Raw genomic sequence first — 23,664 nt, 5'->3', positions numbered from 1 at the left:
TTAGGTAAGTTTCTTTGTTAAATCTTCGATATACTTACGGAACTGCTTGTCAGTTTCTGCGAGGTTATCAACTGTCTTACATGCATGCAGCACAGTGGCATGATCCCTTTTTCCAATCTGTGAACCAATACTTGCCAAAGAAGCTTTGGTGAACTTTTTTGCAAAGAACATTGCCAATTGTCTTGCTTGGACAATGTGCCTCTTTCTTGTTTTGGATTGTAAGGTGGCTACATCCATTTCAAAGTAATCAGAAACCACTTTTTGAATATAGTCAATAGATACTTCGCGTTTGGTATTCTTTACGAATTTCTCAACCACCTGCTGCGCCAATTCAATGGTCACCTCTTTTTTATTGAAAGAAGACTGTGCAATAAGAGAGATAATGGCACCTTCAAGCTCACGAATATTTGTTTTTATATGCTTTGCAACATAATCAACAATATCATTTGGCATTTCAACACCATCGCGATATAACTTGTTCTTAAGAATTGAAATGCGAGTTTCGTAATCGGGGTTCTGCAATTCAGCGGACAATCCCCATTTGAACCTTGATAGTAAACGTTGCTCGATATCCTGCATATCAACCGGAGCCTTGTCAGAAGTAAGTATTACTTGCTTGCCGTTTTGGTGCAGATGATTGAAGATATGGAAGAATACGTCCTGAGTCCCGGATTTGCCAGAAAGAAATTGTACGTCGTCAATAATCAATACATCTATCAATTGATAGAAGTGAATAAAATCGTTTCTCGTGTTCTTCTTTACAGACTCAATATATTGTTGGGTAAATTTCTCAGCAGAAATATAAAGGACTGTGCGTTCTGGATACTTATCCTTGATTTCGACGCCAATGGCATGTGCCAAATGCGTTTTTCCTAAACCAACACCACCAAATATCAATAACGGATTAAAAGAGGTGCCTCCCGGTTTATTGGCCACTGCCATACCTGCAGAGCGTGCCAATCTGTTTGAATCTCCTTCAAGGAAATTATCAAAATTGTAATTGGGATTTAACTGAGACTCTATTTTTATATTTCGAATACCAGGAATTACAAACGGGTTGCGTAATTCAGGGTTTTTAGATTTAATGGGGACATCCATTTCTTGTGGGCCCATATTGCCTCTATTTGAGCTTGGTATTTTTTCTGTGAAAGGTTCACGGTTGCCATAAGTGTTTTCCATACGGATGATATACACCAATTTGGCAGTTTCGCCCAATTCCTTGGTGAGTGCAACTTTTAATAATTTCACATAATGTTCCTCGAGCCATTCGTAGAAAAATTTACTCGGGACTTGAATGCTCAAGGCATTCTCTGACAGCTTAACAGGTTTGATAGGCTCAAACCATGTTTTGAATGCCTGCGGTTGGATATTATCTTTGATAAAAGCCAGACAATTGTTCCAAACGGAATTTGCAGTTACACTCATTTATTAATTCTTTCTTGTTTTTGGTTGGTTTTTAAGCATAATCAGCGAAAGGTCATCAGATATACAAGCGTAATTTAGGTCTGGCAAATATGTGAACAAAAATTCTAAAAAAAAAATGAAATGGGGTTGAATTTACCCTTTTTTTTTCGCATGTTATGGTGCTGCTTTCACAAGCATTTAAATATATCATTTTTAGTTGAAAAAACATGGATTTTAATGAAATTTCTTTTCGGGTGAGATATGGCGAAACCGACCAAATGGGTGTAGTCTATCATGGGAATTATCCACAATACCTAGAGATGGGCAGGGTGGAGTGGCTTAGGGTGTTGGGAATCTCTTATAAATCTATGGAGGAGAATGGAATTATTTTACCGGTGATTTCAATAACCATAAATTACAAGAAATCAGCGCTTTATGATGACTTGATTACGCTGCGCACGATTTTAAGAAAAAAACCTATGGTCAGGATTGAATTTGACTATGAGATTTACAATGAAAATGGAGATTTGTTGGCAGAAGCAAATACGGTACTTGCCTTTATGGATGCCAAGAAAAACCGACCAGTTAAATGTCCGGACTACCTTTTAGAGAAACTGAATATTTAGTCCTTTTTCTCAATGGCTCTAATATCCTTAAAAACATTAAAACTTTCTAAAATCTGCTGCCCCGTACTTTTAGGGGTACTTATTGTAATACTACAATCCATCTCTAGGTTCTGAGAGATGATTTTCAGTTGATTTTGTTTAATGATGCGCATAACATTATTCATATTGGCATAACCAAACTTGATTTCAATATGGGCATTAATTGTTTTTTCAATAATATTGGATTCTTCCAGTGCCATTTGCGCCCCAGTTCTGTAAGCGCTTATTAGTCCTCCAACACCCAGTTTGGTTCCTCCAAATATTCTTACGACAGCTACAAGGATGTTCGTTATATCGAATGATTGAATCTGTCCATAAATAGGCATTCCGGCTGAATTGTTGGGTTCACCATCATCATTGGCCCTATATCGTATTTCTGAAGTTCCTAATTGCCACGCATAGCATACGTGGTTGGCTGCATGGTGTTTTTTCCTCAGGTTTTCAATTATAGGTTTAATTTCATCTTCATTGTTAATTGGAAAGGCATAACCGAAAAATTTACTTTTCTTTTCCTTGAACAAAATTTCGGGAGATGGTTTTTTCAGCGTTTTGTATTTATCCTGTTCAGCCATTAGAATATTGCAACCAAAATTATACTTATAACTGCCAGCACAATACCGCCCCAGTTCTTAAGACTGATTTGCTCCTTGAATAGAAGAATACCTAACAACGTTGACAACATCACAACAGCAACATTGTTAATGGTGAATATAGAAGAGCTAGTCAAAGACGGATTTTGTAATGCTCGTAACAAATAGTAAACAGAGAAATAATTGGGGACACCAAGGGCAATTCCTCCTAAAACATTTTTAAGATTTATTTTTAGCGAGGTTTTGAAACTTTTTACTAATATGAAGCAAATCCCAACAAAAGCCGCTGCACCAAATACTGTGGCCGAAAAAAGTGGAAATTCGTTTTCACTTATATGCGATTCCTGAACATATTTAATACTGGTATCTATAATACCTGAGCCAAGGAATACCAAAATAGGCAACAACAAGGCGGACTTTCTGATAGAAATTTTGCTTTCCTTGATTGAAGCAAAATAGACTGCGGCCAAAGCAAGCAGTATTCCAATTATTTTAATTAGTCCGAGTTCTTCTTTATATACCAAAACCCCAAAAATAACAGGGATGACCAATGACATTTTAGTAGCTACAGAGGCCACTGAAACCCCAACAGTTTGTGATGTTCTCGCCATTAAGTTAAATACTATTATAAAGAGAAAACCTAAAAGTAAAGTACCTAAAAACCATGGCTTCGAAGAAATTTCAATTGGGTTGATTTCTCCTGAATAAAAGAATAAGCCAACAATACAGGCAACAACGTAGTTTGAGATGATGGCATAGAATGTTTCAATTTTATACACATCAAAAAGTTTGAAAATAACAAAGATCAAACTTGAACAGCATACACTTAAGGCCAGGTCTAGCATTATAATTTGGTTTTTAAGTCGATGATATCTTCTTTCCCTACAATCAAGTTCCAGGTATTGATCCCTAATTTATCGGCGGCTTCAGTATTTTCAAGAGTATCGTCTATAAATAGTGTTTCAGAAGCATTTAGATTATTTTCCGAAAGTACAAATTCAAAAATGTCAGCATTGGGTTTTCTTAAATGTATCTCATGTGAAAGATAGAATTGTTCAAAACTGTTTTTAAATCGATTGTAATTAGAATCACCCATAATATTTACAACTTCGGGAATGTGAAGTGCATTGGTGTTACTCAATAAAAATAAACGGTATTTATTTTCTTTAGCAAGCTTTTCTAAAAAATCCAATCTGTAATCAGGAAAATCCAACAACATACCATTCCATATGGTAATGATTTGTTCGGAAGTTGCTTTGGGAAACGACGATTTAAGTCCACCTACAAAAGTCTGTGGAGAAATTTCCCCAACTTCAAATGCCAAACTAAGACTCAATATTTCGGGGTTTAAAGTCGGGACACCTTGATTTTGCATTTCACGAAAAACAATCTCCTTGTCTAGATTAATGAAGATATCCCCAAAGTCAAAAATGATGTTTTCAATCATTACTGTAAATATTTAAAATATCCGATTCAATCGTTATACTTTTGAAAGCTTCTTTGTTCATTCTTGGAGCTTTAAGTCCTTTTTTGAAGTTGTTTTTACCTGTAAAAACCCTTGCCTCATCCCATAAATTTTCATCAATGAATGTTTGAAGTGTTTTTGCGCCACCTTCAATCAAAACACTGATTATATTTCTTTTGTACAGTACCTGGCATATCTGAGTAGTTTGGTTTTTTGAAAAATCAATTACCTCATATGCAATATTGGCTGCCCGTTTATCTTCATCGGTGTTTTGGGTTATTACAATAGTAGGTGAGCTTACATCTAACACATGGTGATTTGAACCTATGTTAAGTTTTTTGTCCATCACAATACGAATTGGTGATGTTCCGGCCCATGAACGCGTATTTAATTTTGGATTATCATCCAATACCGTTTTGGTTCCGACCAATATTGCTTGTTCCTCGCTGCGCCATTTATGCACTATCTGGCGGGAATATGAATTCGTTATCCAGTAAGGTTCTGCTTTTGCCTTTCTTTTGTTTTTATCAGGGGCAATGAAACCATCACTTGTTTGTGCCCATTTCAAAATGATATACGGACGTTTTCTTTGGTGAAAAGTCAAAAATCTTTTATGATGCTCTTTACATGCATTTTCTAAAACCCCCAAGGTTACTTTGCAACCTGATTCTTCTAGCATTCTTTTTCCCTTTCCAGCCACTTTTTCATGTGAGTCCAAAGTTCCAATAACAACTCTGGGAATGTTGTGCTTTATTATTAAATCTGCGCAAGGAGGAGTTTTCCCATGGTGTGAACAAGGCTCTAATGTTACATATAGAGTTGAGTTGGCAAGAATCGACTTATCTTCAACCGAATTTATGGCATTCACCTCTGCATGTGCTCCACCATATGGGCTTGTGTACCCTTCGGCAATTATCTTTTCATTACAGACAAGTACAGCTCCAACCATTGGGTTGGGAGCAGTAGTTCCTAATCCGTTTTTAGCCAGCAGTAAGGCCCGTTGCATATATAAATGGTCTAAAGACATTTATTTTATATGGATTTCTTCAGTATGGTCAATTGGGTAATCAAATGAAAAACCAGCAAGTTTATAGGTAATGTCACCTTTGAAATTCACTTCAATCTTCTTGTTCAATACCTGTTTGATAATTGCTCCTAAAAGACCTCCGTTATTTTCATTGAATATTTTAGAACTGGGGAAATTGACCCTAAGAGGCACTGTGAAAGTATCCTGTGGGGGAACTTTGAATGCCTCTGATGATACGGTTGCGATATAGGCATCATCAATAAAAACCTCAATCTCATCGGTCAATAACGTTCCACCTAAATCATTCCCATTGTTGAAAAGTGCATCGGCCCTTACGGTGATTGAATCTAGAGTAGCTTGTTCAAGGTCAATTTTTTCAATACCTAGAAATACTGGTTGCTTGTTTATTTTACAACTGACAACAAAAAGTACTAAAACAACGATGGAAAATATTTTTTTCACTTACTATACATATTAAATTCATGTATCTTCACTCCGCTAAAATAGGATATTAAAACATAGGCTTTTTACATTACATGAATAACGCAAAAATACGTGAAATTGAGCCAAAGGACAATGAAGAAGTTGCTACAGTAATTCGCAAAGTACTTGTTGATTTAGGAGTGCCAAAAGTTGGGACAGCTTATGCAGACAAAGCTTTAGACCATATGTTCGAAAATTATAATGTGCCAAAAGCAACTTATTATGTAGCTGAGTATAATAGTAAGATTATCGGTTGTGCAGGGATTGCTCAGCTGGAAAATTTTGAAGGCAACGTCTGTGAACTTCAAAAAATGTACTTTTTGGAAGAGGTCAGGGGTAGAGGTATTGGTTCAGTAATGATGAATAAATGCCTAGAAAGGGCAAAAGAGTCTGGCTTTGAACAATGCTATTTAGAGACTATGCCCTATATGAAAGCTGCTCAACGGTTGTACAAAAAATCTGGATTTGAATATATAGATGCCCCAATGGGAAATACAGGACATTATTCTTGTCCGGTTTGGATGATAAAACAATTGTAATAGATGCTTTTAAAGGAAATAAAAAACATATATCACAAAGAGTTGGATTCCATTTATCCAAAAGATGAGGTAGCTAGCTTTTTTTATCTGGCAATAGAGCATTATTTAAAACTTGAACGTTTTGTACTGGCTTTGCAGCCATCATTGATTATTAAAAAAGAGGAAGAGCAACCATTATTTGAGGCACTAAGTCAATTGAAATTGGAGCGACCCATCCAGTATATTCTTGGGTTGACTCAATTTATGAATTTAGAATTTAAGGTAAACGAGAATGTGCTTATTCCAAGGCCTGAAACTGAAGATTTGGTTCGTTGGATTGTTTCCGATTTAGAACATGGTAAATCTGAAATAAATATACTTGATATTGGTACTGGTAGCGGGTGCATAGCAGTTTCTTTAGCCAAGTTGTTACCAAATTCAAAGGTTTACGCTTTGGATATTTCAAATAAAGCATTGGAAGTAGCAAAGAAAAATGCCATTTTGAACCAGGTCGAAGTTGAATTTTTGCAGGCAGATGTTTTGACCTTGAAAGAGCTTCATTTAAAATTTGATGTTATTGTTTCCAATCCGCCGTATGTAAGGATGTTGGAGAAAACTGAGATGAATAAAAATGTCCTTGACAATGAGCCTGAATTGGCCTTGTTCGTTGAAGACAATGATGCATTGGTATTCTATCGAAAGATAGTCGATTTTGCAAAGGAAAACCTAGATCAAAACGGATCCCTTTACTTTGAGGTTAACCAATATATGGGCGAGGAGACAAAATCACTCTTAAAGAGTTATTTTTCTGAGGTGGAATTACGAAAAGATATCTTTGGAAACAATAGAATGTTGAAAGGTATCTATCAAAATAATAAAAATCAACATATGAAAAGTATCGTTGTATTTTGTGGAAGTAGCGAAGGTATTGACCCGGGAATTCTAGAGGCAGCGGAGGAATTGGGTAAGGCGCTTGCCAAACGCAATATTACTTTGGTCTATGGGGCCGCAAAGATTGGGGTAATGGGCAAAGTTGCCCAAGGTGCATTGAGTCAAGGGGGTAAGGTAGTAGGGATTATTCCTGACTTTTTGAAACTAAAAGAGGTGTGTCATACAAGGCTTACCGAATTGATCGTCACTGAAAATATGCATGAACGAAAATTATTGATGCATGAACGATCAGAGGGTATAATTACTTTGCCTGGTGGGTATGGTACCTTGGAAGAGTTGTTCGAGATGATAACCTGGGCGCAATTGGGGCTTCATCAAAAACCGATCGGAATATTGAACACCAATGGCTTTTATGATGATTTATTAAAAATGTTGCGTAAAATGGTGGCTCAGGGATTCCTTAAGATTGAAAACTATTCGATGTTGCTGGTTGATGATACGATTGAAGGATTGTTGGAAAAAATGGAGACTTATGTACCAAAGGCATTACCAAAATGGATTAAAAAAGAGCAAGTTTAGATGAGTGTTAGACAAAAGATAGAGGCACTACGTGCTGAATTACGCGAGCATAACCATAATTATTATGTGTTGGATAATCCAACGATATCTGATTATGATTTTGATATGAAGCTCAAAGAGTTGCAGGAGCTTGAGGCAAAACACCCTGAGTTTTATGATGCTACATCACCAACCTTGCGTGTTGGCGGTGATATTACGAAGAACTTCAATACTATAGTCCATGAACATCGCATGTATTCTTTGGATAACTCTTATTCAAAAGAGGATCTTGAAGATTGGGAAAAGCGCATACAGCGTATTCTAGGTGATGCGGAAGTGGAGTTCACCTGTGAACTAAAATACGATGGTGCTTCAATTAGTTTAACATATGAAGACGGTAAGTTGTCCAAAGCTGTTACCCGTGGAGATGGATTTCAAGGCGATGAGGTCACCGCGAACATAAAAACAATCCGTTCGGTACCGCTTCAACTAAAGGGCGATTATCCGCCAAAATTTGATATTCGTGGAGAAATTATTTTGCCATTGGATGGTTTTGAAAAAATGAACCAGGAGCGTGTCGCTGCTGGTGAAGATCCTTATATGAACCCACGTAATACGGCTTCTGGCAGTTTAAAATTACAAGATAGTGCCGCGGTTGCCCAGCGTCCTCTGGATTGTCTATTATATGGTATTGTTGGGCCAAACACAGGAATTACCTCTCAATATGAGATGCTAGAGAAGTCACGTGATTGGGGCTTTAAAGTACCAAGCATTGCGCAGCTCTGTAAAACTATTGATGAGGTGATGGCTTTTGTTGAGTATTGGGATGTTCATAGACATGATTTACCCTACGAAACAGATGGTGTGGTTATTAAAGTGAATAGTCTACAACACCAAGATGAGCTTGGTTATACCTCAAAGTCCCCACGCTGGGCAATGGCCTATAAATTCAAGGCAGAACAGGTATCTACGGTTTTGAATGAAATCACTTACCAAGTTGGGAGAACAGGCGCAATTACACCTGTGGCTAATTTGGAACCGGTTCTATTGGCTGGTACAACTGTGAAAAGAGCTTCTTTGCATAATGCGGATCAAATAGAGAAGCTGGATATTCGTGAAAGAGATACTGTTTTTGTTGAAAAAGGAGGGGAGATCATTCCAAAAATCATAGGAGTAGATATTCCAAAACGACCTGCGGATTCAGAGCCTATAAAATATATTACCCTTTGTCCTGAGTGTGAAACGGAATTGGTGCGTACCGAGGGCGATGCAAAACACTATTGTACTAATTTTTATGGGTGCCCTACCCAGATTACGGGTCGTATCCAGCACTTTATTTCCCGTAAAGCAATGGACATTGAAGGTCTCGGAGGTGAGACGGTGGAATTGCTCTTTAAAGAAGGACTCATTAGAAATTATGCGGATCTCTACATTTTGACCAAAGAGCAAATAATGCCATTGGAACGAATGGCAGAGAAATCTGCTGAGAACCTAGTGAAAGGGGTGGCCGATTCAACGACAATTCCTTTTGAAAGAGTATTGTTTGCCTTGGGAATTAGGTTTGTAGGTGAAACAGTAGCTAAAAAATTGGCTAAGGCCTATAAAAATATTGATGCTTTAATGGCGGCCTCTTCAGAGGAACTGATTGCTGTAGATGAGATAGGGGAAAGAATCGCCCAAAGTGTGGTTGAGTTCTTTCAGAATGAAAGAAATTTAGATAATATAGCTCGTTTGAAAAGCTATGGGGTTCAATTCGAAATATCAGCGGACAAACTTTTAAACCAAACCGAAATACTCAAAGGAAAAACATTTGTGGTATCAGGAGTATTTGAAACAATCAGCAGGAATGACCTTAAAAAACTGATTGAGGATAATGGCGGAAAGGTGGGATCCTCAATTTCTTCCAAAACTTCATTCCTAGTGGCTGGTGATAAAATGGGCCCCAGCAAACGAACAAAGGCAGAAAAATTAGATATTCCCATCATAACGGAACAGGATTTCCTTAATATGGTTTAAGAATTAAGACAATGATAACCAACACTACAAGACGTTTTTGGTATGCACTATTGTCTTCAATAGCATTTTTGGTACGTTACAGATATTCCAAAAAATGGCTATTGGCCATCGCTTTGATATTGGTTATTGGGTTCATCATTCCACAGAAAATGATAATTCCTGTTCAGGAGGCAACAACAAACAGCTGGGCAGAAGACTCTTTTTGGGCATATCCTTGGGGAACTTCAATTACTCATAAAGGCGTTGATATCTTCGCTGAGAGAGGAACAAATGTGATTTCTTCAACACATGGTATTGTGGTTTATACCCATGAAGGAGGAAAAGGGGGAAAGTCTGTAATGATTCTGGGGCCCAAATGGCGATTTCATTATTATGCGCATTTAGATACAAATGATGCTTTTGCCTTTCAACCTGTAAAACCTGGAACGGTTTTAGGTACAGTGGGTGATACAGGAAACGCAAAAGGAAAACCACCACATTTGCACTATGCGATAACCACACCTTTTCCGTACCCGCAATTTTATGATTCGGAGTCGGTTCAAGGATGGAAGAAAATATTCTACCTAAGTCCTGATACTTGGTTGCGAAAAGATTAGAATACCTGTGTTTTTGTCTTGGTTTCTGTTAATTTTGAAGAATACAATATATTTTAACCCCTTCCAATGAGTTATTTTCTGATAGCCACTATTCTCGTTTTTTTATCTGCCATCTTTGGTTTTATCAATGTTCGTTTTTTAAAACTACCCAATACCATAGGCCTTATGGTTATTACCATTGTTTTTACCTTGGGGGTTTTTGCCTTGAGCTATTTTGATGACACCCTTCTGAATGCTGAAAAGTACATTATTAAGCAAATTGATTTCAAAACCTTGCTGTTGGATATCATGTTAAGTTTCTTGCTCTTCGCAGGGGCATTACACACCAATTTTCAACAATTGCATGTACAACGATGGCCTATATTGGTTTTTTCGACCTTAGGGGTTTTAGTTTCCACGTTTTTAGTAGGAATAGCAACTTATTACTTATTAATGGCTTTTGGAATGGATGTTGACTTTGTTTATTGCTTGTTATTTGGTGCTTTGATTTCTCCAACTGACCCGATTGCTGTACTTGGTATTTTAAAGAAGGCCGGTGCTCCTAAAAAATTAGAAACCAAAATTGTCGGGGAGTCCTTGTTTAATGATGGGGTAGGGGTCGTAGTGTTTTTGACCATCTTCCAGTTTGCATCATCAGGTGAAGCACAAGTATCCGCATTAGATGTTTTGGAATTGTTTGGTGTTGAGGTTTTCGGTGGAATTTTATTGGGATTACTAATTGGTTGGATTACCTATAGATTAATGAAATCTATAGATGACTATGATATTGAAGTCATTATCACCTTGGCAACTGTAATGGTAGGAACCACAATCGCTCATGAGTTTCATCTTTCAGCTCCTTTGGCAATGGTCGCAGCGGGGCTGGTTGTTGGCAATGATACATTGCGTGAAAGCTCAATGTCTAAAATCACTGAAACATACGTAGATAAATTTTGGGAATTGATAGATATTCTCTTGAATACGCTCTTATTTGTGCTGATAGGGATGGAAATGCTAGTTCTTACGTTTGAATTGGATTATATGATTGCGGGGTTAATTTCAATTCCCATCATACTTACGTGCAGATATTTATCACTATTGCTGCCCATTAATTTTTTCAAAGAGAAGCTGGACTTTGTCCCTAATACCAACCTCATTATGACTTGGGGCGGATTGAGGGGCGGTATATCCATTGCGCTTGCATTGGGCCTAACCCAAGACATGCATCGTGATTTGTTTTTGGTGATAACCTACATCGTGGTGGTATTCTCCATTATAGTTCAAGGGCTGACAGTAGGTAAACTGATTAAAAAGCTATCGTGATGATTCCAAATAATTACATGGAATTTGAAGAAACTTTTCAAAGAGAATATCCTCCGAATGATTGGCCTGAAGGTTTAAAGGCCCTATGGTTTGATGCTAAAGGAAATTGGAATTCCTCACACGATCTTGCCCAAGAAATGCTTAATGATTTGGGCAGTTGGATACATGGGTATTTACACCGAAAAGAAGGTGACGAATGGAATGCAGGATATTGGTATCGCATGGCCAATAAACCTTTTCCTAAGAATTCACTTAAGGAAGAATTAAAAGAAATAGTTGAATATGTCTTGGCTTCGAAAGTTAGTTAAACGATGATGCTTGTCCCTTTCGACTGTTTGTTTTTATCGCTATCAAAATAAAAGTCAATGCGCCCAAGGTTTATCCCATAACAACCAACCTGATTGACCAATATGTTCGTGCCCAACGCATTTTTGATTACTGTTGGTTTGTCCAGGAAAGTATGGGTGTGACCTCCAATAATCAGATCAGTATATTTTGTTTTTGCCGCAAGTTTTAAATCGTCAGGTTTGTTTTCGTTTTTATAATGATATCCCAAATGCGAAAGACAAATAACCAAATCACAATTTTCCTCTTCTTTTAGTTTGGTTTCAATATCGGTTGCAATATCATAGGGGTCTAAATATTTTGTTTCTTTAAAAAGTTTTTTAGTGACTAACCCTATGAGTTCAATACCTATACCATAAATACCAATTTTCAAGCCACCGACCTTGTATGTGTTATAGGGCTTAACATGACCGTTTAATACCGTATTGCTAAAATCATAATTGCCCGATAATAATTCAAATGAGGCATGTGGTAATTGGGCAAATAACCCATCAATGCCATTGTCAAAATCGTGGTTTCCTATTGTAGCTGCATCATATTTTAGCTTGCTCATCAATTTAAATTCTAGCTCACCTCCATAAAAATTAAAATAAGGGGTGCCTTGAAAAATGTCTCCTGCGTCCAGTAACAGTGTGTTGGGGTTTTCGGTACGTATAGTTTCAACTAATGTTGCCCTCCTGGCTAAGCCACCCAAATTTGGAAAGTGGGAGTGGGTTTTTGGAAAAGCGTCGATGTGGCTGTGTACATCATTCGTGTGTAAGATGGTAATATGATTGGTTGACAAACTTTTGCACGAGCCCAAAGAAAGTCCTCCCAGCCCAACAAAGGCAGTCGAAGCTGAGGTTTTTGTAATAAATTTTCTTCTATCCATACTAATTTTCTATATAAAACCTGTCATCAACTTTAGGGGCCAGGGTGTCTACTTTCTTAAAATAATCGATCATCGCATTTCTAATCAGATAGTCTGTATCGGTAATAGATGTATTGTTTTTAAAGAATCCCATGTTATCACCTCCTGAGACTAGGTAATCTGATGTGGCAACGTAATAGGTTTTATCTACATCCAATGGTTTTTCCTGTATTCGAATCGATTTGACGGTCTTAGTCTTATCTAAAATCAATTGCATTCCTGAAATTGGATGGGCCCTACCAGATTTAATCAAATAGGAAATCATATCATTCACATCTGATCCTTTGAGCTCGGCAACCACTATATTGTTTTCAAAAGGCATTACTTCAAAAGCATTACGTGCACTCACCTTTCCTTCTGAAATAATAGCTCTGATTCCGCCATGATTTAGCAAAACAAAATCAATACTTTTCCCTGTTCTTGCTTTGAAAACTGGATTTGATTGGTTAAAAACGATATCTGCCATCAAATTCCCTGCTGTGGTGTTCAGTTCGCCATCAGTCTTTGTTATAGCTTTTGGTGCGTACGCTAAAGTGCTGTCCAACACCTCATTGATGCGATTACGATATGGCGCAACAAATTCTTCGATCAATTCTTTTTTTGAAAGAGAACTATCAATTTGTATCTGCCTTCCTTCAATTTTCAAAAGTTGATAATTATCTTGTTTACAGGATAAAAACACAATAATTGTTAGAAATAAAACAAAATGTTTGATTTTTAAATGCATTATAGTTTTTACATTAGCCTCGTGAAGATGAGTGTTTATTATTTACATTTGTGTAAATGTAAAAATACATGTTTTTAAAAGGATTAAAGGACAAATTCAAGCATAAATCTGGCTCTAAGTTCTTAAAGGAGGAATTGTTGAAACCGGCTGCCAATGTTCAAAGAAGCACAGGTATTACGGCAATTGGTTGTCTGGTCGATTTGGACAATTTTGAAAAGCCAGAATTGTTTTTTGAGTTTGTAGATGAGTATAACCTAAGACCCAATGCCGTTAAGATTATTGGCTATAAAAGCTACTACGATAAAAACTCACCCTATTCAACTCCTGTCTTTTCTGATAAGGATTTGGGTTGGAAGGGAGAAATTGAAAATAGCTATGCGCTTGAATTTTTAAGTAGGGATTATGACTTATTGGTCAATTATTATAATGAAGAGAATTTGTTATTACAATTGATGACGGTAAAAACCAAAGCTCGTGTGAAAGTTGGTTTTAAAGAAGTAGATCAGAGATTGAATGATTTAATATTGGAAATACCAATAAAAGATTTTAAAACATTTAAACTAGAACTTAAGAAGTATCTGAAAGTTCTAAATGAAATTACATGATGGATAAATTTATCGGTACCGGAGTTGCGCTGATCACCCCTTTTAAAAGTGATTTTTCTATTGATACAATGGCTTTGACCAATATCGTGAATCATTGCATAGATGGCGGGGTGAATTATTTGGTTGCCTTGGGAACCACAGCGGAGACTGCAACATTGACCTGCACCGAGAAAGAACTGGTTATTTCTACCATTGTTAGTGCTAACGCAGGTCGTTTGCCTCTTGTTTTGGGAATTGGCGGGAATAATACAGCCGCGGTTGTTGAGGAGGTTAAAAATCAAAACCTACAGGATTTTGACGCGATACTCTCCGTTTCACCTTATTACAATAAACCAACCCAGGAAGGTATTTATAGACATTTTATGGCCATTGCTGATAATTGCCCAGTTCCAATAATAATGTATAATGTTCCAGGTCGGACGGGGAGTAATATGCTGCCCAAAACTGTTGTTCGTCTCGCACAGGATGCCAAGAATATTATTGGTGTAAAAGAGGCCTCAGGCAATATGGCCCAGGTATTACATATTATTAAAGAAAAGCCGAAGAAATTCATGGTGATTTCTGGAGATGATATGACTGCTCTGCCCACTGTTTTGGCAGGCGGTTCTGGAGTTATTTCTGTTTTGGGCCAAGGTCTTCCGGCGGAGTTTTCGAATATGATTCAATTAGGGTTGAATTCTTGGGTTGATGCCGCCAATAAACTGCAATCTTCCTTGCACGATGGAATGGATTTGATTTTTGAAGAAGGTAATCCAGCAGGTATCAAATCCGTCTTTGAAGTATTAGGGCTTTCTACAGCGGTGGTTAGGCTCCCCTTGGTTGAAGCTACTGAGCAACTTAAGAACAAAATCAGCGAGTTCATCAAACCATATGCAGACCTACATACTGAGAAAAGTTCGTAAAGAACGTTAAATCTAAGCTAAATAGGGTTGTAGAGTATTGTGACCGTGCTATTTTAGCACCATAAATTTTGTTTTTTATATCCGTTCAGAATCCCTAATTTTGCAAAATGTTTTTAAAAATGAGAAAACTATTATCTTTTCTTGCTATAGCCGTTGTCTTGTCTTCATGTAATGAGTACCAAAAAGCACTTAAAAATGAGGATGTTAAGGCTAAGTATGATTTGGCTCAAAAATACTACGAGGAAGAAGATTATAAACGTGCAAATCGTTTGTTTGAGCAAATTGCTCCCAAGTATGTAGGTAAACCTCAGGGGGAAAGGGTGATGTTCTTTTTTGCCAACACCTATTTTGAAACTAAAGATTATAACACAGCAGGGTATCAGTTTGAGCGTTTTATAAAATCGTATCCCAAAAGTGAAAAAGTGCCACAAGCCTCATTTTTAGGAGCAAAAAGTTATTTTCAGCTTTCACCTTTACATTCATTGGATCAAACCGATACTGATAAGGCATTGATAAAATTACAAAGCTTTATAAACACATTTCCAGATTCTGAGTATTTTGATGAAGCCAATAAAATGGCTAAAGAATTGACTACGAAGAAGGAGAGAAAAGCATTTGAAATTGGTAAACAGTTCAATAAACTGGGCCGTTTTGATTATTCATTCTTAACACCTGCAATGGCAGCTTTTGATAATTTTATTTCAGATTATCCAGGTTCAATTTATAGGGAAGAAGCTTTGTATTTGAAATTTGAAGCTGCAACTGAGTTTGGCATGAATAGTTTTTCGAGATTAAAGCCAGAACGTTTGGAAGAAGCAAAAACGGCATATAGCGTACTTAAAAAGCAATATCCTGAGACTAAATTTGAAGATGATGCGGCAAAATTGCTCAAGAAAATTGATAAGGAACTTGGCAATAAGATTATAAACGAAGTAGAAGAAAAAGAAACAAAATAAACTGCGGTTATTATGAACATGAATGATTTAAAGAATTCCAAAGCGGCCGTTTCAACGGTAACGATAAATAAGAATGAGTTTGATCAGAAGACAGATAATATCTATGAGGCGATTTCAATAACTGCCAAAAGAGCCATTCAGATTAATTCAGAAATTAAGAAAGAGCTTTTGGAAAAGCTTGAAGAATTTGCCACTTACAGCGATAGTTTAGAAGAAGTTTTTGAAAACAAGGAACAGATTGAAGTTTCCAAGTTTTACGAAAAGCTCCCTAAGCCTCATGCCATGGCCGTTGAGGAATGGTTAATGGACAAGATTTACCATAGAAATACGGAGAAAGACAAAGAGTAGTATGTTAGGCGGAAAGAATATTCTTTTAGGAATTACTGGAGGAATTGCTGCCTACAAGACTACTTTTTTAGTACGATTATTGATAAAAGCTGGCGCAAATGTCAAAGTAGTTTTGACAGAGAGTGCCAGCTCTTTTGTTTCTCCGCTTACCTTAGCGACGCTTTCAAAGAACCCTGCAGTTACCTCATTCATCAAAGAAGAAGGGTGTGAGACTGACTGGAACAATCATGTAGATTTAGGGCTTTGGGCAGATTTAATGATAATTGCACCGGCAACAGCCAATACCCTATCGAAAATGGCTAATGGGGCTAGTGATAATCTGCTACTGGCGGTTTATCTTTCTGCAAAATGCCCTGTTTTTTTTGCACCTGCCATGGACTTGGACATGTATAAACATGAAACAACAAAGATTTCTTTTAACAAGTTGAAATCTTTTGGAAATATTATGATACCAGCTACTTCGGGAGAATTGGCGAGCGGACTTCATGGAGAAGGCCGTATGGCTGAACCTGAGGATATAGTTGAATTTATAAAGGAATATTTGTCTACTGGTTTGCCTTTAAAAGGTAAAAGAGTAGTAATAACTGCCGGGCCCACGCATGAGGCCATAGATCCTGTAAGGTTTATTGGAAACCATTCTTCCGGCTTAATGGGTTTTGAATTGGCTAAATCCGCTGCAAATCTTGGCGCCGAGGTAGTACTAATTAGTGGGCCATCAAACTTCTCAATTGAACAAGATTCAGTAACATTGGTAAATGTGATTTCCGCTGAAGAAATGTATGCTGCCGCACATGAATATTACGAAAAAAGTGATATTGCTATATGTGCTGCTGCTGTGGCCGATTATCGACCTAAAACCATAGCTTCCCAAAAAATTAAAAAGACTAAAGATGATTTTACCATTGATTTGGTTAAGAACAAAGATATTTTAAAGTCACTGGGAGATATTAAAAAAGACCAATTCTTGGTAGGGTTTGCTCTTGAAACCGAAAATGAATTGGAGAATGCCAAGGGTAAATTGAAAAAAAAGAACTTGGATGCCATTATATTGAATTCTTTGAATGACCAAGGGGCTGGATTCGCTAGTAAGACCAATAAAATAACATTTATAGATAAGAATTTACAGATAAAACCGTTTGAATTAAAAACCAAGGCAGAGGTAGCCGTGGATATTTTAAACGAAATCTTAATTCGGTTAGATGCGTAATTTACTTTTAGCACTTCTTTTATTAGTTTCAGTAGTCACAGTTTCGGGCCAAGAACTGAATTGTTTGGTGACTATAAATTCTGACCAGGTTGCACAAACCAATCAACAGGTTTTCAAGACATTGGAGCGCTCACTCAATGATTTTGTGAATAAGAATAAATGGAGTAATCGTGTTTACAAAGAAAATGAGCGGGTAAACGCTCAAATGTTCATTACCATTACTGAATATGAGTCCAACAGATTCAAAGGTAACATTCAAATTCAATCCTCAAGACCGGTTTTCAATACTTCTTATGAGACCCCGGTGTTTAATTATAAAGACAATCAATTCAATTTTGAATACATAGAATTTCAACCACTGATTTTTAATGAGAATGTATATGAATCTAATTTGGTTAGCGTAATATCTTACTATGTGTATATTATCTTGGGATTGGATGCAGATACTTTTTCTTTGGAAGGCGGTAGCGACTATTTTAGAACCGCTCAGAAAATCGTAACCCAAGCACAAAGTAGTAATTCGGCTGGTTGGAGCCAATCTTCTGATAGAAGTAGATTTGAACTGGTTGATAACCTAATGTCCAACACATATAGAGAATATCGCGTTGCAATGTACAACTATCACAGAAAGGGCATAGATATTCTTGCCGACAACAATAGTACAGGTAAACAAGTGATTGCCGGAACTATGAAATTGTTTGAAACAATGATTAAAAGAAGGCCCAATGCATTTTTGATTTCGACATTCTTCGACGCCAAGTCAGACGAAATACAGAACGTTTTCTCAGACGGGCCAAAAGTTGATATTGTTAAGCTAAAGGAAACTCTAAATCGTATAGCTCCTTTATATTCCAGCACTTGGAATAATATAAAATATTAGCCTCCGTTTTTTTCAACTGAAATAAAAATTATCTTTACAGCAATCCTAAATTTAAGTTTTGCTGAGTAATCTTTCTATTAAAAATTATGCATTGATCGATGGGCTGAATGTTTCATTTGCCAATGGATTTACCTGTATTACAGGGGAAACGGGTGCTGGTAAATCAATTTTATTGGGCGGGCTTTCACTGGTTCTGGGTAAACGAGCAGATCTTTCAACACTCCGGGATAAAAACGAAAAATGTATAATCGAAAGTGAGTTTGAAATAGAACAATATAATCTTGAATCCTTTTTCAAGAACAATGATTTAGACTACGAAAAAACCACGATTATTAGAAGGGAGATTTTGCCAAGCGGAAAATCTAGAGCCTTTATTAATGATACACCCGTTAATCTTGATGTGTTGTCCAAACTTGGAGCGAGATTGATAGATGTTCATTCTCAACATCAAACCTTGCGATTGGCTGAAAATGAATTTCAGTTTAAAGTGATTGATTCCCTTGCAAATAATGGTGAAGCCTTGAAGGATTATCAGGGTCATTTGAGAACTTATCAAAGCATTGTAAAAGAACTGGATAGATTAATGGATTTTCAAAGCAACGCCATCAAAGAACATGAGTATAATAGTTTTTTGTTGAATGAGTTGGAAGGGGCAAAATTGGAGGATGGTATGCTTGAACAATTGGAAGAGCAATACCAGCAATTGAGTAATGTAGAAACCATTGTTGAACAATTGTCCAAAGGGCATAATGTTTTGAATGATGATCAAGTTGGCATTTTAAATTTACTTACTGAGTTAAAGCAAGTATCGACAAGACTTTCGGGGTATGGAACGGCCTATGAGGCCTTGAGCGAAAGAATTCAATCTGTTTTTATTGAGGCGGATGATATAAGTTCAGAATTTCAAGAACTTATGGAGCACGCAGATATGAATCCTGGATTATTGGATGAAGTAAATACCAAATTACAACTGCTTTATAATCTTCAAAAAAAGCACGGAACCCAGGAAATTTCAGTTTTATTGCAAATAAAGGAGGAGCTTGCGGTCAAAGTAGATGCTACAGAGAACATCGAGTCTGCGATTGATGCTAAACGTGATGAATTGGTCAAGCAGAAATCACTATTGAACAAATTAGCCGCATTGATTTCAAAGGAAAGACAAAAAGTAACGCCAGAGCTAAAAAAACAATTAGAAGAACAGTTAAGTTTGTTGGGGATGCCAAGTGCACAATTCAAAATTGAATGGAGTCCATCAGAAGATTTTAAAAAGAATGGTCAGGATGAATTATCATTTTTGTTTTCAGCTAATAAAGGAACCGATTTTGGCGATATTAAAAAAGTGGCTTCGGGTGGAGAACTTTCGCGAATTATGCTAACGATTAAATCAATCCTGGCAAAATATGAGAATTTACCAACAATGATGTTCGATGAGATTGATACTGGGGTTTCTGGAGAAATATCGAATCGAATGGCTGATATAATGCTCGAAATGAGTAAAACCATGCAGGTTTTCTCAATTACGCATTTACCACAGGTAGCATCTAAGGGCAACCATCATTTCAAAGTATATAAAGAGGATCGTGACCAATTGACCCATACCAATATGAAGGAGCTTTCGCAGGATGAAAGGGTAGTGGAACTTGCAGAGATGTTAGGCGGTAAGGATCTATCAGATTCGGCCCTTGCGCATGCCAAAGAATTACTGAATTGAGACCTTTTTCATTTCACTTTTTACAATCTATTTTATTCAACTTATTTAAATATCTTTGACCACAATATCAAACTAAGAAAACTAGAACATGGCTTATAATTTATTAAAGGGTAAGAAAGGAATTATTTTCGGGGCGTTGGATTCAAATTCAATTGCTTGGAAGACTGCAGAAAGAGTACATGAAGAAGGTGGTACATTTGTTTTGACCAATGCACCTATAGCAATGAGAATGGGACAAATAAATGAGTTGGCAGAAAAGACCGGTTCTCAAATTGTGCCAGCCGATGCTACCAACATGGAAGACCTTGATAATTTAGTAAGCCAATCTATGGAAATTCTTGGAGGAAAAATAGATTTTGTACTTCACTCCATCGGTATGTCTATCAACGTTCGTAAAGGGCGTGCATATACCGACCAGAATTACGATTTTACACATAAAGGATTTGACGTTTCAGCTTTATCTTTTCATAGGGTAATGCAAAGCTTGCATAAAGCGGATGCCATGAACGAATGGGGAAGTATTGTTGCTTTGACCTACATGGCTGCCCAGCGTTCTTTTCCTGATTATAATGATATGGCTGATAATAAAGCTTATTTAGAATCTGTTGCTCGTAGCTTTGGATATTTCTTCGGAAAAGAAAAGAAAGTTAGGGTTAATACGATTTCTCAATCGCCAACACCAACTACTGCAGGTCAAGGGGTTAAAGGGTTTGACGGTTTTATCAGTTATGCTGAACAAATGTCGCCTCTTGGGAACGCAACGGCTTTGGAATGTGCGGATTACACATTGACACTTTTCTCTGATCTTACCAAGAAAGTGACAATGCAAAATCTTTTTCATGATGGCGGATTCTCGAATACTGGAGTAAGCCAGGAGGTAATGGATAAATTTGTCTAAAGAGCGTTTCTATTGTTCCATTTCAACTGAATCTGGAATGGTAGATTACTATTATTTAGTTATGATAGGGTTTTGTAACCAATTTCAAGTCTTTGTATGAACCTTTCTTTTTCATTTATAATACCTGTTTATAATAGGCCCAATGAAATAAAGGAGCTGTTGGAAAGTCTGGTTGATCAAACCTATCAAGATTCCTTCGAAATTGTAATTGTTGAAGATGGTTCAACTGTTGATTCAGCGGAAATCATTAATATGTTCAATAATAATCTGAATATTTCCTATTTAAAAAAAGAAAATTCAGGGCCTGGGGACTCTCGAAATTATGGTATGGAAAGAGCCAAGGGTAACTATTTCATTGTTTTGGATTCCGATTGTATCTTGCCACCACAGTATTTGGACGAAGCAGCCAAATCGCTTGCAGATAGTTTTGTGCATTGTTTTGGTGGCCCAGACGCTGCTCATGAATCCTTCTCAACTGTTCAGAAGGCGATTAACTATGCCATGACATCTGTTTTTTCGACTGGAGGAATTCGTGGCGGTAAGTCTTCGGTGGATAAATTTCAGCCACGAAGTTTTAACATGGGAATTTCCAAGGAAGCTTTCGAAAGGGTAGGAGGGTACGGCAAGATTCACCCTGGGGAAGATCCCGATTTGACAATTCGTATTTGGAATAAAGGCTATGAAACTAAATTGATTCCTGAAGCATTTGTGTACCATAAAAGAAGAATAGATTGGAATAAATTCTTCATTCAGGTGAATAAATTTGGTATGGTGCGTCCTATTTTAAATAAGTGGCATAAGGGGACGGCCAAAATTACCTATTGGTTTCCGACCTTATTTTGTTTAGGTTTTATCGGGGCTACCTTATTGTTGATTGTTGGTATTCTATGGCCAATGGCATTCTACTTGTTATATTTTGCTTTGGTATTTTTTGATTCACTTAGAGAAAACAAAAACTTCTCTGTGGCTATCCTTTCTATTATTGCAGTATGCATTCAATTTATTGGTTATGGCTATGGTTTTCTTAAATCAACCTTTTGGATTAATTTTAGCAGTAAGAAACCTCAAGATTTGTTTCCCAAGCTATTTTTCAATTAGAACATTTACAAGGTGATACTAAAAATCAAGAACTTACTAAAAAGACGAAAAGCAAAAATGTTTTTGATGTTCTTGATTTGCTCAAGTTTGATTTGGTTTATCAGTAACCTTTCAGAATCCTATATAGATAATGCTACCTTCAACTTAGTGTACGTTAATGTTCCTGACAGTTTATTGTTGTCCAAAGTATCTAAAAGCCAAGTTGATGTTAAGGTACAGGCTAACGGGTTTCAGTTCCTTGGTTTTAATGTGAAAAACAAAGAGGTGAAAATTGATTTGTCTTCTGCCAGTCGAACTAATACCAAATACTTCATTCCACAGAGTGTTTATAGAAAGCAAATAGATAAACAATTACGTTCTATGACATTGCTAGAAATAGATCGGGATACTTTGTTTTTTGAGTTTACACAAGTGACCACGAAGAAAATCCCAGTAAATTCGAGAGTTAAAATAAACCTTGCCCAGAATTATATATTGGATGGGCCGCTGAAGATTGAGCCGGCTATGATTACGATAAAGGGACCAAGTACAATTATAGATACTATAACCAAGATTAGTACATTGGATATTGAGTTTCCAGAAGAAACCAAAAATTTCGCCCATAAAGTAGATTTGTTCAACTATCCGGAATTACAGGATGTCACGCTTTCTAACAACTCAGTTTTTATTTATGGAAAAGTTGCGCGATTTTCAGAAAAAATCATCGATGTGCCAATCAAAGTCATAAATCTCCCTGATGGTTTCGAAATAAGAACGTTCCCAGATGCAGCATCTGTATTGTGCAGAGCTAAAATTGATAATCTGAAGAATCTTGATAGTACGGGATTTGAAGTAGTGGCAGATTACAATTCAATAAAAGACAATACCTCTAAGACCATTAATTTACAATTATTGAAAGCACCAGAATCCCTGCATAGTGCTAGTCTTAACGAAAGTCAAATTGAATTTATATTAAAGCGCCAATGATGGTTATTGGATTAACAGGAGGTATAGGCAGTGGAAAGACCACGGTGGCTAAAATATTCAAAAAACTTGGAGTTCCCGTTTATAATTCGGATAAGAAGGCCAAGAAACTAATGAAATCTTCCAAGAAGCTTAGAATAAGCATTAAGAATCTTTTGGGAGAAGAAGCTTACCACGATAAAAAGCTGAATAAAGTTTATATCGCCCAAAAAATTTTTCAAGATAAAGCCTTACTAAATCAATTAAATTCTATCGTACATCCAGCGGTTAGGAAAGATTTTGTTAAATGGTCTAAAAAGAAAGACGTCCCATATGTGATCCAGGAGGCTGCCATAATTTTTGAAAATGGATTACATGATTTTTATGATAAAACCATTCTTGTAACGGCGCCCAAAGAAATTCGTCTTAAAAGAGTTATGGACAGGGATAAGGTTTCTGAGGCAGATGTTTTTAGGCGTATGAAGAACCAATGGGAAGATGAAAAAAAAATCAAATTAGCGGACTATGTGATAGATAATCTGAACATGCAAGATACGATTACAAAAGTAGACGCGGTGCATAAGCTTCTCCTTGCCCATAGCGAGCGTTGAGCCATTTTA

Annotated in this window: 26 protein-coding genes; 18 read left to right on the top strand and 8 right to left on the bottom strand. The window is 36.8% G+C overall.

Annotated features, from left to right (window positions below):
* Complete coding sequence (dnaA, locus tag FB2170_RS14415; protein ID WP_013307316.1) at positions 1-1,425, bottom strand: chromosomal replication initiator protein DnaA; 1,425 nt, start codon at positions 1,423-1,425, stop codon at positions 1-3.
* Between the two features lie 206 nt (positions 1,426-1,631).
* Here dnaA and FB2170_RS14410 point away from each other — a divergent pair, with 206 nt between their 5' ends.
* Positions 1,632-2,030 (top strand): acyl-CoA thioesterase, encoded by a 399-nt coding sequence (locus tag FB2170_RS14410; RefSeq protein ID WP_013307315.1) that lies wholly within the window; start codon positions 1,632-1,634, stop codon positions 2,028-2,030.
* Here FB2170_RS14410 and FB2170_RS14405 read toward each other — a convergent pair.
* From FB2170_RS14405 to FB2170_RS14385, 5 genes are read right to left on the bottom strand one after another with little or no spacing between them, the layout of a single operon-like run.
* The gene (locus tag FB2170_RS14405; protein WP_013307314.1) at positions 2,027-2,641 is read right to left on the bottom strand and encodes an IMPACT family protein; all 615 of its coding nucleotides are present in this window, start codon (positions 2,639-2,641) and stop codon (positions 2,027-2,029) included. The two genes, FB2170_RS14410 and FB2170_RS14405, sit on opposite strands and share 4 nt — an antisense overlap.
* Entirely contained in the window at positions 2,641-3,504 is an 864-nt protein-coding gene (locus tag FB2170_RS14400; protein WP_013307313.1) for an EamA family transporter, read from the bottom strand. The genes FB2170_RS14405 and FB2170_RS14400 overlap by 1 nt, the downstream gene beginning before the upstream one ends.
* A complete protein-coding gene (locus FB2170_RS14395) occupies positions 3,504-4,106 on the bottom strand; it encodes an HAD-IA family hydrolase (RefSeq protein WP_013307312.1) in 603 nt (200 codons plus the stop codon). The genes FB2170_RS14400 and FB2170_RS14395 overlap by 1 nt, the downstream gene beginning before the upstream one ends.
* On the bottom strand, positions 4,099-5,151 hold the full coding sequence (gene ribD, locus FB2170_RS14390; protein WP_013307311.1) for a bifunctional diaminohydroxyphosphoribosylaminopyrimidine deaminase/5-amino-6-(5-phosphoribosylamino)uracil reductase RibD: 1,053 nt from the start codon (positions 5,149-5,151) through the stop codon (positions 4,099-4,101). Before ribD ends, FB2170_RS14395 begins: the two co-directional genes overlap by 8 nt.
* Positions 5,152-5,613: an LEA type 2 family protein gene (locus FB2170_RS14385; RefSeq protein WP_013307310.1), complete on the bottom strand. Its 462-nt coding sequence runs from the start codon at positions 5,611-5,613 to the stop codon at positions 5,152-5,154. It lies immediately after the preceding gene.
* A gap of 74 nt (positions 5,614-5,687) precedes the next feature.
* On the opposite strand from FB2170_RS14385, the gene FB2170_RS14380 reads away from it, so the two are divergent.
* The 6 genes from FB2170_RS14380 (at position 5,688) to FB2170_RS14355 (ending at position 11,823) form a co-directional block, all read left to right on the top strand.
* A complete protein-coding gene (locus tag FB2170_RS14380) occupies positions 5,688-6,173 on the top strand; it encodes a GNAT family N-acetyltransferase (RefSeq protein ID WP_013307309.1) in 486 nt (161 codons plus the stop codon).
* A gap of 3 nt (positions 6,174-6,176) precedes the next feature.
* Positions 6,177-7,622 (top strand): peptide chain release factor N(5)-glutamine methyltransferase, encoded by a 1,446-nt coding sequence (gene prmC / locus FB2170_RS17660; RefSeq protein WP_013307308.1) that lies wholly within the window; start codon positions 6,177-6,179, stop codon positions 7,620-7,622.
* Positions 7,623-9,617, top strand: coding sequence for an NAD-dependent DNA ligase LigA (gene ligA, locus FB2170_RS14370; RefSeq protein ID WP_013307307.1), 1,995 nt, complete (start codon positions 7,623-7,625; stop codon positions 9,615-9,617).
* 11 nt (positions 9,618-9,628) lie between these two features.
* Positions 9,629-10,213, top strand: coding sequence for a M23 family metallopeptidase (locus FB2170_RS14365; RefSeq protein ID WP_013307306.1), 585 nt, complete (start codon positions 9,629-9,631; stop codon positions 10,211-10,213).
* A 66-nt stretch (positions 10,214-10,279) separates the two neighbouring features.
* Positions 10,280-11,515: a cation:proton antiporter gene (locus tag FB2170_RS14360; RefSeq protein ID WP_013307305.1), complete on the top strand. Its 1,236-nt coding sequence runs from the start codon at positions 10,280-10,282 to the stop codon at positions 11,513-11,515.
* Positions 11,515-11,823: a hypothetical protein gene (locus tag FB2170_RS14355; protein ID WP_013307304.1), complete on the top strand. Its 309-nt coding sequence runs from the start codon at positions 11,515-11,517 to the stop codon at positions 11,821-11,823. The genes FB2170_RS14360 and FB2170_RS14355 overlap by 1 nt, the downstream gene beginning before the upstream one ends.
* Here FB2170_RS14355 and FB2170_RS14350 read toward each other — a convergent pair.
* The gene (locus FB2170_RS14350; protein WP_013307303.1) at positions 11,820-12,731 is read right to left on the bottom strand and encodes a bifunctional metallophosphatase/5'-nucleotidase; all 912 of its coding nucleotides are present in this window, start codon (positions 12,729-12,731) and stop codon (positions 11,820-11,822) included. The two genes, FB2170_RS14355 and FB2170_RS14350, sit on opposite strands and share 4 nt — an antisense overlap.
* 1 nt (position 12,732) lies before the next feature.
* Positions 12,733-13,416, bottom strand: coding sequence for a 5'-nucleotidase C-terminal domain-containing protein (locus FB2170_RS14345; RefSeq protein WP_237701142.1), 684 nt, complete (start codon positions 13,414-13,416; stop codon positions 12,733-12,735).
* A gap of 149 nt (positions 13,417-13,565) precedes the next feature.
* Here FB2170_RS14345 and FB2170_RS14340 point away from each other — a divergent pair, with 149 nt between their 5' ends.
* From FB2170_RS14340 to coaE, 11 genes are all read left to right on the top strand, one after another.
* Positions 13,566-14,102: a DUF6913 domain-containing protein gene (locus FB2170_RS14340; RefSeq protein WP_013307301.1), complete on the top strand. Its 537-nt coding sequence runs from the start codon at positions 13,566-13,568 to the stop codon at positions 14,100-14,102.
* A complete protein-coding gene (gene dapA, locus FB2170_RS14335) occupies positions 14,102-15,004 on the top strand; it encodes a 4-hydroxy-tetrahydrodipicolinate synthase (RefSeq protein WP_049782672.1) in 903 nt (300 codons plus the stop codon). Before FB2170_RS14340 ends, dapA begins: the two co-directional genes overlap by 1 nt.
* A gap of 107 nt (positions 15,005-15,111) precedes the next feature.
* Positions 15,112-15,960 (top strand): outer membrane protein assembly factor BamD, encoded by an 849-nt coding sequence (locus tag FB2170_RS14330; RefSeq protein WP_013307299.1) that lies wholly within the window; start codon positions 15,112-15,114, stop codon positions 15,958-15,960.
* Between the two features lie 12 nt (positions 15,961-15,972).
* Positions 15,973-16,308 carry a DNA-directed RNA polymerase subunit omega gene (locus FB2170_RS14325; RefSeq protein WP_013307298.1) on the top strand — a complete coding sequence of 112 codons (336 nt, stop codon included), beginning with the start codon at positions 15,973-15,975 and terminating at the stop codon, positions 16,306-16,308.
* A 1-nt stretch (position 16,309) separates the two neighbouring features.
* Positions 16,310-17,515, top strand: a complete 1,206-nt coding sequence (gene coaBC / locus FB2170_RS14320; protein WP_013307297.1) for a bifunctional phosphopantothenoylcysteine decarboxylase/phosphopantothenate--cysteine ligase CoaBC — start codon at positions 16,310-16,312, stop codon at positions 17,513-17,515.
* Complete coding sequence (locus FB2170_RS14315; RefSeq protein WP_013307296.1) at positions 17,508-18,395, top strand: DUF4835 family protein; 888 nt, start codon at positions 17,508-17,510, stop codon at positions 18,393-18,395. The genes coaBC and FB2170_RS14315 overlap by 8 nt, the downstream gene beginning before the upstream one ends.
* Before the next feature lie 58 nt (positions 18,396-18,453).
* Complete coding sequence (gene recN / locus FB2170_RS14310) at positions 18,454-20,106, top strand: DNA repair protein RecN (RefSeq protein WP_013307295.1); 1,653 nt, start codon at positions 18,454-18,456, stop codon at positions 20,104-20,106.
* Positions 20,107-20,194: 88 nt separating this feature from the next.
* A complete protein-coding gene (locus FB2170_RS14305; protein WP_013307294.1) occupies positions 20,195-21,004 on the top strand; it encodes an enoyl-ACP reductase in 810 nt (269 codons plus the stop codon).
* 96 nt (positions 21,005-21,100) lie between these two features.
* Positions 21,101-22,102, top strand: coding sequence for a glycosyltransferase (locus FB2170_RS14300; RefSeq protein ID WP_013307293.1), 1,002 nt, complete (start codon positions 21,101-21,103; stop codon positions 22,100-22,102).
* Between the two features lie 66 nt (positions 22,103-22,168).
* Positions 22,169-23,068 carry a YbbR-like domain-containing protein gene (locus FB2170_RS14295; RefSeq protein ID WP_041632880.1) on the top strand — a complete coding sequence of 300 codons (900 nt, stop codon included), beginning with the start codon at positions 22,169-22,171 and terminating at the stop codon, positions 23,066-23,068.
* Positions 23,065-23,655: a dephospho-CoA kinase gene (coaE, locus tag FB2170_RS14290; RefSeq protein ID WP_013307291.1), complete on the top strand. Its 591-nt coding sequence runs from the start codon at positions 23,065-23,067 to the stop codon at positions 23,653-23,655. The genes FB2170_RS14295 and coaE overlap by 4 nt, the downstream gene beginning before the upstream one ends.
* Positions 23,656-23,664: the final 9 nt, after the last annotated feature.

The organism is Maribacter sp. HTCC2170 (genome assembly GCF_000153165.2).
Lineage (GTDB): Bacteria > Bacteroidota > Bacteroidia > Flavobacteriales > Flavobacteriaceae > Maribacter_A.
Note: the sequence above shows the minus strand (reverse complement) of the source record. Positions and strands in the feature narration are given on the sequence as shown.

Bases quoted from the DNA above. Each gene is read 5' to 3' on its own strand.
- dnaA (WP_013307316.1), bottom strand. From the start codon at position 1,425: ATGAGTGTAACTGCAAATTCCGTTTGGAACAATTGTCTGGCTTTTATC.
- FB2170_RS14410 (WP_013307315.1), top strand. From the start codon at position 1,632: ATGGATTTTAATGAAATTTCTTTTCGGGTGAGATATGGCGAAACCGAC.
- FB2170_RS14405 (WP_013307314.1), bottom strand. From the start codon at position 2,641: ATGGCTGAACAGGATAAATACAAAACGCTGAAAAAACCATCTCCCGAA.
- FB2170_RS14400 (WP_013307313.1), bottom strand. From the start codon at position 3,504: ATGCTAGACCTGGCCTTAAGTGTATGCTGTTCAAGTTTGATCTTTGTT.
- FB2170_RS14395 (WP_013307312.1), bottom strand. From the start codon at position 4,106: ATGATTGAAAACATCATTTTTGACTTTGGGGATATCTTCATTAATCTA.
- ribD (WP_013307311.1), bottom strand. From the start codon at position 5,151: ATGTCTTTAGACCATTTATATATGCAACGGGCCTTACTGCTGGCTAAA.
- FB2170_RS14380 (WP_013307309.1), top strand. From the start codon at position 5,688: ATGAATAACGCAAAAATACGTGAAATTGAGCCAAAGGACAATGAAGAA.
- prmC (WP_013307308.1), top strand. From the start codon at position 6,177: ATGCTTTTAAAGGAAATAAAAAACATATATCACAAAGAGTTGGATTCC.
- ligA (WP_013307307.1), top strand. From the start codon at position 7,623: ATGAGTGTTAGACAAAAGATAGAGGCACTACGTGCTGAATTACGCGAG.
- FB2170_RS14365 (WP_013307306.1), top strand. From the start codon at position 9,629: ATGATAACCAACACTACAAGACGTTTTTGGTATGCACTATTGTCTTCA.
- FB2170_RS14360 (WP_013307305.1), top strand. From the start codon at position 10,280: ATGAGTTATTTTCTGATAGCCACTATTCTCGTTTTTTTATCTGCCATC.
- FB2170_RS14355 (WP_013307304.1), top strand. From the start codon at position 11,515: ATGATTCCAAATAATTACATGGAATTTGAAGAAACTTTTCAAAGAGAA.
- FB2170_RS14350 (WP_013307303.1), bottom strand. From the start codon at position 12,731: ATGGATAGAAGAAAATTTATTACAAAAACCTCAGCTTCGACTGCCTTT.
- FB2170_RS14340 (WP_013307301.1), top strand. From the start codon at position 13,566: ATGTTTTTAAAAGGATTAAAGGACAAATTCAAGCATAAATCTGGCTCT.
- dapA (WP_049782672.1), top strand. From the start codon at position 14,102: ATGGATAAATTTATCGGTACCGGAGTTGCGCTGATCACCCCTTTTAAA.
- FB2170_RS14330 (WP_013307299.1), top strand. From the start codon at position 15,112: ATGTTTTTAAAAATGAGAAAACTATTATCTTTTCTTGCTATAGCCGTT.
- FB2170_RS14325 (WP_013307298.1), top strand. From the start codon at position 15,973: ATGAACATGAATGATTTAAAGAATTCCAAAGCGGCCGTTTCAACGGTA.
- coaBC (WP_013307297.1), top strand. From the start codon at position 16,310: ATGTTAGGCGGAAAGAATATTCTTTTAGGAATTACTGGAGGAATTGCT.
- FB2170_RS14315 (WP_013307296.1), top strand. From the start codon at position 17,508: ATGCGTAATTTACTTTTAGCACTTCTTTTATTAGTTTCAGTAGTCACA.
- FB2170_RS14305 (WP_013307294.1), top strand. From the start codon at position 20,195: ATGGCTTATAATTTATTAAAGGGTAAGAAAGGAATTATTTTCGGGGCG.
- FB2170_RS14300 (WP_013307293.1), top strand. From the start codon at position 21,101: ATGAACCTTTCTTTTTCATTTATAATACCTGTTTATAATAGGCCCAAT.
- FB2170_RS14295 (WP_041632880.1), top strand. From the start codon at position 22,169: ATGTTCTTGATTTGCTCAAGTTTGATTTGGTTTATCAGTAACCTTTCA.
- coaE (WP_013307291.1), top strand. From the start codon at position 23,065: ATGATGGTTATTGGATTAACAGGAGGTATAGGCAGTGGAAAGACCACG.